The organism is Kineosporia sp. R_H_3, assembly GCF_002198675.1.
Classification (GTDB): domain Bacteria; phylum Actinomycetota; class Actinomycetes; order Actinomycetales; family Kineosporiaceae; genus R-H-3.
The window spans coordinates 25,077-27,176 of record NZ_MWLL01000019.1; the positions used below are offsets into that span (position 1 = coordinate 25,077).

Annotated in this window: 2 protein-coding genes and 1 pseudogene; all 3 read right to left on the reverse strand. The window is 74.0% G+C overall.

The features are described from left to right. Positions 1–450 (reverse strand): PAS domain-containing protein (locus ECOMGDLI_RS34310; protein WP_158220860.1); only part of this gene is annotated, 450 nt, incomplete at its 3' end. Positions 451–758: 308 nt separating this feature from the next. Beyond that, positions 759–1,916, reverse strand: a complete 1,158-nt coding sequence (locus tag ECOMGDLI_RS02150; RefSeq protein WP_088313159.1) for a winged helix DNA-binding domain-containing protein — start codon at positions 1,914–1,916, stop codon at positions 759–761. A 60-nt stretch (positions 1,917–1,976) separates the two neighbouring features. Beyond that, positions 1,977–2,100: pseudogene (locus ECOMGDLI_RS36605) on the reverse strand (DinB family protein); the annotation flags it as partial.

Consider the following 2,100-nt stretch of genomic DNA (forward strand, 5'->3'; position numbering starts at 1 on the left):
GCGTCGGTCACCGACAGTCCGTTCCTCGTCGACCACGATCTCCGCCAGGCAGAAGCCCTCGTCGATCGACTCGAACAGAGTCCGGAACTGCCGCTCGCTGGTCCGCAGAGCCTCCTCCAGGCGGCGCCGCTCGGACACGTCCACGGACACGCCCACCACCCCGACGACCTCACCGTCGACGAGCAACGGACTGTCGGTGACCGACGCGGTGAACGTGGACCCGTCCTTCCGGGTGACCTCGAACTCGCCCTGCCAGCGGTCCCCACGCGCCAGCGCGGCCATGATCTCCTCGGCCTGCCGAGCACTGGCCCCGGTCGCGACGACCTGGGTGATCGGCCGGCCGATCACCTCGTGCGACGACCAGCCGTACAGCCTTTCGGCGAACCGGCTCCAGAACAGGACCCGCCCGTGCAGGTCGGTGGCGATCACCGCCTGCTCGACGGCGTCCAACAGCCGCGCCTCCAGACCCCACCGCTGCGGAGACAGGCACTGCCCCGGAGACTTCGCCCGCGCTGTCTCACCGCCCGGGCGCCCGCCCGCCTGCCCCTCCGGGCCGGAGCGGCCCGCCGCAGGTCCGGCACCTGCCTCGCCCGTCCCCACGCCACCTCCTCGCCGGCCCAGTCGTGACCCGAGTGACCGGCTCCGATCATGGCTACGCAGACCCTCTGCGGCAACCCCGGTCGTTTCGGCGTCCGACAACGCGCAAAGACAAGCAGCCAGACCACGACACCCTCGACGAGGCGGCAGCCATCAGCGGGTCAGGCGTGCGGGCCTGCTTTGACCTCGCCGAGTTCTAAGGTGGCCCTGGTGCCGGTCAGGTCACCGACCCGGTGGACCTCGTCCGTGAGGTCGCGACGCCGTCGGGCGGACAGCCGCTGCCACACCTCGACAGTGAGGTGGGTCGTCGCCCGGGTCGTACGAGCGTGCCAAATGCCGCGGACGACGCCGTCGACGAGAACCACGGGCCGGGTCCCTGCCTGGCCGCGGGTCAGGGCGCGGTCGGCCGCCCGGCCGGGGTGGAGCAGGTCCCGCGGGGCCGCGGCGATCACGTAGGCGTCGAAGTACGGGAGCAGCCGGACGCCCTCCGGCAGGACGTCGCTCTCCGGCGCGCCGGGCAGCTGCCACGCCGGCCAGGCCCGCACGCCCTCGACCTCGACGGGTTCGAGGTCGAGCTCCGCGAACCAGCGGGCCGCCCGCGCAGGGGTCACCGCGAGCCAACGCGCGAGGTCCTCCGGCCGGGCCGGACCGTAGGCCTCGAGATAGCGGCGCACGAGCGGGCCGGCACCGGACGGTGCGATGCCGGCCGGGTCGAAACGCGGCAACCACCTGCGCGGGCTGACGAACGTCGTCGCCCGGCCACGGGAGGGCCCGTAGCAGAGCACCCCGCGCCCGGCTGCGACCACGAGAGCCTGCCGCCACCGCGGCCAGAACCCGCCGAAGGCCGGCAGCACGAGATCACCGGCCCACGCCCCGGCACGGGCCACGACGGCGTCCGAGAGCTCGTCGAGGGTCAGCGCACCGGCGTCCTGACCCGCCCGGAGCGCGTCGTCCACGGCGTCCACCACCGCGTCCGACTGACGTTCGTCCAGGACGGAGCCCGCTGCCGGCGCCACCGGGTACACCTCCTCGAACGCCCGGACCCACAGCAGCAGGTCCTCGGCAGCGAACAGGTGCACAGTCCCGCGCGGACCGAAGGTCCGCACGAGAACGCGGTCCCGATGCAACGCATGCCGGACGCCGGACGTCGTCAACCCGGCCCCCCGCAGGGCGACGGACAGCTCGGCGGCGGACGGGACCTGCGCCTGGGCGCCGCACATCGCCCGCACGATCCCGGCCGCACCCGTCTCCAGCGGCGTGACCAGGCCTTGGCGCAGCATCCGGCGCCCCGTCACCTGGCACCACGTCATCCGGGACATCCGGTTCCTCCCACCGGCCGCCGGCGAGCAGACCCTGCCCGGCGTCCAGGGTGCACCTGTTCACGGCATCCGGCTCAGCCGCTCGGCCAGGATCTCGACGCCGGGTCCGTCGAGCTCGGACAGCGCGACCGGTCGCCCGGCGACGGCCATAGCGACGGCCTCGCCCGCCCCGGTGACCTCCGCC